Annotated in this window: 4 protein-coding genes and 2 pseudogenes; all 6 read right to left on the bottom strand. The window is 34.2% G+C overall.

The features are described 5' to 3' along the window. Positions 1 to 1018 (bottom strand): restriction endonuclease subunit S (locus tag ACLUJM_RS11960; protein WP_412412897.1); only part of this gene is annotated, 1018 nt, incomplete at its 3' end. A 103-nt stretch (positions 1019 to 1121) separates the two neighbouring features. Then, a complete protein-coding gene (locus ACLUJM_RS11955; protein WP_412412896.1) occupies positions 1122 to 1550 on the bottom strand; it encodes a type I restriction endonuclease subunit R, EcoR124 family in 429 nt (142 codons plus the stop codon). Continuing rightward, positions 1547 to 1858 (bottom strand): type I restriction endonuclease subunit R, EcoR124 family, encoded by a 312-nt coding sequence (locus ACLUJM_RS11950; protein ID WP_412412895.1) that lies wholly within the window; start codon positions 1856 to 1858, stop codon positions 1547 to 1549. The genes ACLUJM_RS11955 and ACLUJM_RS11950 overlap by 4 nt, the downstream gene beginning before the upstream one ends. Continuing rightward, a complete protein-coding gene (locus tag ACLUJM_RS11945; RefSeq protein ID WP_412412898.1) occupies positions 1836 to 4970 on the bottom strand; it encodes an HsdR family type I site-specific deoxyribonuclease in 3135 nt (1044 codons plus the stop codon). The genes ACLUJM_RS11950 and ACLUJM_RS11945 overlap by 23 nt, the downstream gene beginning before the upstream one ends. After that, positions 4968 to 6011: pseudogene (locus ACLUJM_RS11940) on the bottom strand (restriction endonuclease subunit S); the annotation flags it as partial. The pseudogene ACLUJM_RS11940 and the gene ACLUJM_RS11945, both read right to left, overlap by 3 nt. A 232-nt stretch (positions 6012 to 6243) precedes the next feature. Continuing rightward, positions 6244 to 7329 (bottom strand): annotated as a pseudogene (locus ACLUJM_RS11935) (restriction endonuclease subunit S); the annotation flags it as partial. Between the last annotated feature and the right edge of the window lie 322 nt (positions 7330 to 7651).

Below are 7651 nucleotides of genomic sequence, written 5' to 3'. Positions count from 1 at the left end.
TATTCTGCAATTTTTCTACCTCTCGCTGATGAAGGGTGATAAGGTGGTCGAGGTTACGAAAATACTCTCCTATCTGTTGTTGTTCTGGTAGGCTTGGAACCATTGTTTGTAGTTCAGAAAACTCTGTTTTATTTACAATCTGCATAGTCCCTGAGGCTGCCATTCTTTTCATAGTATTCGACCATAATTCACTCTCTGTCAAAAGGAAATACGCATCATTTTCTTTGCTTGGAGTAAGACTATTAATCTGTTGATTAAAGCTTCCTTTTACCGTTAATAAGGCGTTTTTTCCAATACTTGCAATACATGTGCACAATATTGTATTTGCTGGAACAACTCTTCCTATTTCGGCTCCTTCCTCACTCAATTTTTTCGGCGTATCATATATCAAATTCGCATTGATATCTGTTGGTGTTACCCAAGGGATACCATCGTCAGAATAATACTCCGTTTGTGTAGTTGATGGTGTCGATCCTGTTAATATTTCACCAAGCTCTCCTAACTTACGCTGTTCCCAAGTTGTTTTGTGTTTTTGTAAAAAACCACTGTCTTTCCACTCTGAAAAAGCTGATTCCTTACACTGATGAAGGGTGATAAGGTGGTCGAGCTGTTCAAAATACTTTCCAATTTTCTCTTGCTCTATAGAAGAACAAGGAACCTTTATTTCTATATCTGCCATAACATTGTTCATAAGTTTAGGATTTCCAACATACGAAACATAACTCTTTGAAACTCTGTTTAATGCTTCCGAAACCATTTGATTTGCTTTGTTATTATCAGACAATAATACCCCGCAAACATTGGTACAATAGAACTTTCCAGACCTATAATTCACAGTTCCTGCATTGGCTCCATCTGTCGTCCATGTTATTGCATCTTCAAATAAGTATTCTTTATAATACCCCATCAAGCCTTGTTCTTTTGTCTGTGAGGAATATACAGGATATGGCTTTTCATCGCTCTGACTTTCAGCTGTCATAGTAACAGGAAGTACATTACCACGAGTAATTTTGAACATATCCGATACCTTACGCTGTTCCCACGCTAAAGTAAAAGAGTCAAGGAAAACCCTTGACTCCATTAGCATTAGATTCGATATTTATGGTTGTTTTTGAAATTAGTTAATCAATCTCAAAGCCACCTTTTAAGATAAACTCTCGTACAAGCTTATCTACTCTAATATTTACTTTTGGTGGATTAAGCTTTATACCTTCCTTGTTTTCAAAGTAGGCTTTTGCTTTCGATTTATCAATTGTATTCTTCAATTCGTCTAACCTTCCAAATTCATTGATATTCGTTTCTGTTAATTTTAAGCCCATCATACCTCTAAGCTTGTCCTCGTCAATTCCTATGGTATCTGCGAAACGATGGATTTGATCATTTTTAGCCTTAAATTGATACTCAGTAATATAATCTCTCAGCGTTTTTCCTTCTTCAACGATAACATCTCCCCGTTGCACATCATGTAAGAAGATATTCGCATATTTTTGTTCTTCTTGATTTAATGTAGCAAACGACTTATGTAGCTCATTTAATGCTAGTTCTTTCAAATCTTCAGAGGTTCATCACTATGAAGTGCCTTTAGATATTTTTCAAATCGACTGTTCATATAGTCGGCGTCAATTCTTCCGGTATCAATTTCGGTAATGTATCCTACCAAATCATACGGAACATCATCTCCACCCGGTCCTATCGGATCTCCGCTCGGAATTTCTTTATATCTCTGAACCAAAATAAGATAAGTTGTTTCATCAAAATCAACTGTTATTTCATCATTTTTGCCATCTTCATCTACAAACTTATATGACAACTCATTCCATTTGAAGCCTTGAATTTTAGCAGCCTCTAAAATACTCATTGAATTCTCTAAACAAAGAAGCAAACTTTGCGACAACAGTTCTGTCATCTGGAAGTTTGGAAAAATCTTCTACACCGGCATTCTTGTATAAATCTTTAATATCCCCAAACAATTCATTCATTTTTTTGAGGTTCTTATATAGTTTATCTACAAATAAACCGATTGGCTTGTTACCGGAATAAAGACTAACAGCATCATTTATATTTCGTTCCATTGTATGAGGTTTTCTATAATATCTGATTGTTCCAAATGGTTTGTCAGGACCGAATAATCTATTTGTTCTCGAAAATGCCTGTATTATATTTTCATACTCCAGCATTTTATCCATATATAATGTGTTTACCCATTTTGAATCGAACCCAGTTAGCATTTGATCTACTACAATTAACAAATCAAGTTGTTTTTCCGGTTCTCGATCAATGGTTTTATAATATTCTTTATGAGCCAATCTTAATGCAATATCTTTTTTGAATCCTGCATGCGTTCCAATAGAAAATTCTTGGTCATATTTTTTATTATAATCATCTATAATTTCAACCAATCCTTCTTCTTTGAATTGAACACTTCCGCCATTATCAATATTCGGATCGAACAAGCATGTTGTCTTTAATGATGGCATTTTATCTTTTAATAAACGATAGTATTCAATCGCTTCTGGAATGCTGCTTGTCGCAAAAATCGCATGAAACTTTGAAGCATGGCTTAAATCAACCCACTTATCTACTATATCTTCAACTACTTTATTTTGATGTTCTTCTGTTTGATACTGAGAATTAGGAATATAATCCTCGATTCCTTTCACATATTTTCCATCATCGCCAATATAACCAGCCATTTTTACTTTAGATGAATCCATATACTTATAGTAAATCTCGGACTTTTTAGGATCTTGTAAAGCTTCTTCAACCGTTTTTGCCTTTGCTTTTTCAAGTGCAACAACTCTACGCACATCACTATCCTTATAAGTCATAACTCTGTATGGATCGAAGCCTAAAACATTTTTATCTCTAATTCCGTCAGCAATACTGTATCTATGAAGTTCATTACCAAAAACTGTAGTTGTTGTACTCATCTTCTTTTGATTTTCTTCTTGAATAGGAGTACCGGTAAATCCAAAAAATATGGCATTTGGGAATGTATTTTTTATAGTTAGAAGCATATCCCCAAATGTGGATCTATGAGCCTCATCGACAATAAACACAATTCGTTTACTGTTAATCTTTTCAATATCGTATGCATTCAATCCTCCATCTTCATCTTTAATTCTACTCATTTTCTGTATAGAAGTTACAATCAAAGTATCAAGATGTGAGTCACTCTTTAGTTTAGAAATAAGTGTATATGTGTTCTCCGTTGCTTTTACACTGGACTGCTCATTGCTTATTCCTTTAGACTCACCGGCAAAGCCACGATATTCTCCTAATGACTGCGTTCCTAACTCAATTCTATCCATTAAGAAAACTACTTTATCAGCGTCCCTTGAATCTGCAATCAACTGAGCTGATTTAAAACTCGTCATAGTCTTACCGGAACCAGTTGTATGCCAAATAAATCCGCCTCGCTGATTCTTCTCGTCCCATTTGGTTTTAGCAACTTTATCTGAGATTGCACTTGCTGCATAATACTGATAACTACGCATAACCTTAAGTATTCCATCAGATTCATCAGCTACGGTATAAAAGCCAATCAGCTGATGTGCCATTGGAATTGAAAGTAGAGAAGAAGCAATATCTTTCCAATCATTTATTGGTTCGTTGTTAAAATCTGCCCATTGGAAATAGTAATCTAGGTTAAATTGTCCATCTACCCCCGGATTAGCATAATATCTTGTTTCAGTTGGTGTCATCGCTACAAAAACTTGAACAAGTGAAAACAAGCCAGTAAAAACACCTTCCTTTGAATACTTTTCAATTTGATTGTAAGCTTGACTAACCGGTACTCCACTTCTTTTCAATTCAATATGAATAACCGGCATTCCATTGATCAGAAGCATTAAATCGCCTCGACGATCATTCAGTATTTTTGATTTTCTTGGAAACACCGGTTGCTGAACGATTTGGTATCTACTTTGTCCAGCTGCTATTTCTCGTCTATCATATATTTTTAAGCTGACTTCTTTTCCTAAGTGTTCTACATCATTAGGGTTATCTCTTTTTATCGAAACTGTTTTTCCATTGATGAATGTATTTAACTTAATAGGTGTACGCAAAGAATTGATTTGCTCTAAAATTTGCTGCATTTCCCCATCTGTTAAAGGATAGTTATTCAATCTATCAATCCCTCGATTGTTATCAAATAAGATTTTTGCCCAGTTTTCTAACAAATCCTTTTCTGTAGGATATTTTATAACTTCTTTTTCCCACCCTTTATTGGAAAGCACCTTTATAAGTGCTTCTTCAAAGTCAGATTCGTATTTAAAAGTCATATTTTCTGGCTCCTTTCTATTTTTTTCTGTATATTTTTCTGTAAAAAAGCAATTCACCATCGCTTTTTTGATTTGCTTTAGCAATTTTAACTTTTGCTGATGAAGGGTGATAAGTTTGTCAATGTTTCGGAAATACTTTCCGATTTTAATCTGTTCTTCCTTTTTAGGGACTTGTATTTTATACTCTGAATATTCTTGTGCATTAACTCCTGGCTGCCCAGAACGTTGTGAAGTCACTGTAATGTACTTCTTATATTTGTCTGTTAGCGTATTTTGAAATACAAATTCCGCATCGTATTCGTCATTAATACTTGCTCGAATTAAGAAACCAGCATAATAAACTAATCCATCATTATCCCTATAAATATAGGATTTTCCAACACTTGCTCCTGTTCTGGCAAACAAAATATCTCCTGCCGATAACTTGTATTTCTCAGCGTCAGTTAAATCAATGTCTGGAGATGTAAGACTATCTGATACAAATTCACGTGTGTTATCATCAATATCTGTAATTCTGATGTATTTATTCTCTCCATCATATTCTTTTGCCGCTGCATTCAATCCATATTCGAAAGAAGAAGCCATTTCCCCAAACTTACGCTGTTCCCAAGTTGTTTTGTGTTTTTGTAAAAAACCACTGTCTTTCCACTCTGAAAAAGCTGATTCCTTACACTGATGAAGGGTGATAAGCTTGTCAAGGTTGCGAAAACAGTCCGCAATTAGTTGCTGCTCAGCATTACTTTTCGGATAGCACACCATTGTTTTCTGAACATTAGTCCTGCTCAATGATAAAACTTTAATACCTTGCATAAGAGGTAAAAGCTGATGATGATAAGCGTCTGAATTTAAGTAATAACCGAGATAACCCAATGCCATTTTATCGCGTGGACGACAAACCATAGTGTGGAGTCCCGACACGACATCTAACCCTTGTGAATTACCTATTTCACAGGCTTTTCCGGTTGTTTCATCTTCTGCTGTATCAGCAATTATAATATCGCCATCTTGTAATAATGCACCCTTGAAATCGTCGCTGCTTTTTCCTGTCGCAAAAGGTATTTCATCGTTTTGAACATCTACAACAGAACCGTATTTAATGAGAATATCACCATAGTGAATATTCCTTACAGACCCACTCTCATAATTCAGTTCTGCACGGGATAAGGTGTTGTTAGGTATAGTACAATCAAACACTTCATCGAACTTACGCTGTTCCCAAGTTGTTTTGTGTTTTTGTAAAAAACCACTGTCTTTCCACTCTGAAAAAGCTGATTCCTTACACTGATGAAGGGTGATAAGGTTGTCAAGTTGTTCAAATAACATTGAAATACATATTTGTTCTTGTTTATTTGGCAAAGATATTTCCATATCTGCAATCATTTCATAACGAACAGAATCTACAGATGTTTTTGCTGTCATTGCCATAACTCTGTCATAGAAATGATTTGAAAAATAGTAGTAAAAATACTTAGCTGAAATTTCTTCAGAAAAGCCAAACATCCTATAAACACGCTGGTGTAAGTCATATTTTCCATTCACATAATGAAACACTTTACCTGTTCCAACTCCATCTCCAACAGTCAAAACAGCCTCTTCATCAAATAGGTATCTATTACTTCTTTCAACGATAGGCGATCTCACATAAAATGGATATTTACCATCTTCTATTCTATCCTGTGTATTGCTTTTACCAGTCGAAATAGAACATAGTTCTTTTGCCTTACGCTGTTCCCAAGAACTTTTGAAATTTTAATAATTCTCAAAGTTTTTCTGAAAAAATCCGTAATTTTTGCTTTAATCAATAACAGTTAATTTAGATATTTCTTCGGTTACATATTTTCGTTTTTTCCTGTTTTAATCAAAATCTATTTTTTTAGTTATTTTTTCGATTTACCTCTCTCATTTTTTACAGTTTTAGTAAGTCATTTACCCTACATCATATTAAAATCACTTTTTTCGCTTATGCAAACATCTTTTCAAGACATGATTTTTTTATATTCTGCAATTTTTCTACCTCTCGCTGATGAAGGGTGATAAGGTGGTCGAGGTTCTTAAAAAACTCGCTAATCACAGCTTGCTCCTTAACAGAAGGGAGTACCAATGTTGCACCGAAATATCCTTCTGTTGTCATTCCAGTTAATGCTGTTTGTGTAGATACGCTCATTAAATATTTTCGTATTGAAACATTGTAATTCAGCTCCAATGTTGCAAAATGAGAATCAACAATATTTTGATCTAATTTCACTCTACGTGTATGCCATGCAAATGCACTACCTGCACCATTTTTCCCAACACAAACTGTTCTTGCTATTCCCTCTGGAACAAGTGATGATTCTCCATAAATTAAGTCATTCTCTTCAAGCAAAAATTTGTCATCATTAACTGGTCCAAGTCTATAAATTTCTCCATCAAAAATATCATTATCATATATATTTCCAACACCTATAACATTTGTACCCGAACCATAATCTTCTTTTCTTATATAAACTCCTGCGTTATGGTCAATGACCAAACTTTCTAACTTACGCTGTTCCCAAGTTGTTTTGTGTTTTTGTAAAAAACCACTGTCTTTCCACTCTGAAAAAGCTGATTCCTTACACTGATGAAGGGTGATAAGGTTGTCAAGTTGTTCAAATAACATTGAAATACATATTTGTTCTTGTTTATTTGGCAAAGATATTTCCATATCTGCAATCATTTCATAACGAACAGAATCTACAGATGTTTTTGCTGTCATTGCCATAACTCTGTCATAGAAATGATTTGAAAAATAGTAGTAAAAATACTTAGCTGAAATTTCTTCAGAAAAGCCAAACATCCTATAAACACGCTGGTGTAAGTCATATTTTCCATTCACATAATGAAACACTTTACCTGTTCCAACTCCATCTCCAACAGTCAAAACAGCCTCTTCATCAAATAGGTATCTATTACTTCTTTCAACGATAGGCGATCTCACATAAAATGGATATTTACCATCTTCTATTCTATCCTGTGTATTGCTTTTACCAGTCGAAATAGAACATAGTTCTTTTGCCTTACGCTGTTCCCAAGAACTTTTGAAATTTTAATAATTCTCAAAGTTTTTCTGAAAAAATCCGTAATTTTTGCTTTAATCAATAACAGTTAATTTAGATATTTCTTCGGTTACATATTTTCGTTTTTTCCTGTTTTAATCAAAATCTATTTTTTTAGTTATTTTTTCGATTTACCTCTCTCATTTTTTACAGTTTTAGTAAGTCATTTACCCTACATCATATTAAAATCACTTTTTTCGCTTATGCAAACATCTTTTCAAGACATGATTTTTTTATATTCTGCAATTTTTCTACCTCTCGCTGATGAAGGGTGATAAGGTGGTCGAGGTT

The sequence above is a fragment of the Finegoldia sp. genome, from assembly GCF_046991905.1.
In the GTDB taxonomy this organism is placed as follows: Bacteria; Bacillota; Clostridia; order Tissierellales; family Peptoniphilaceae; genus Finegoldia.
This window is presented reverse-complemented; position numbering and strand designations above follow the sequence as displayed.

What these genes read in the sequence shown, in the direction of transcription:
- ACLUJM_RS11950 (WP_412412895.1), bottom strand. Translation starts at nt 1,858, where the DNA reads ATGAGTATTTTAGAGGCTGCTAAAATTCAAGGCTTCAAATGGAATGAG.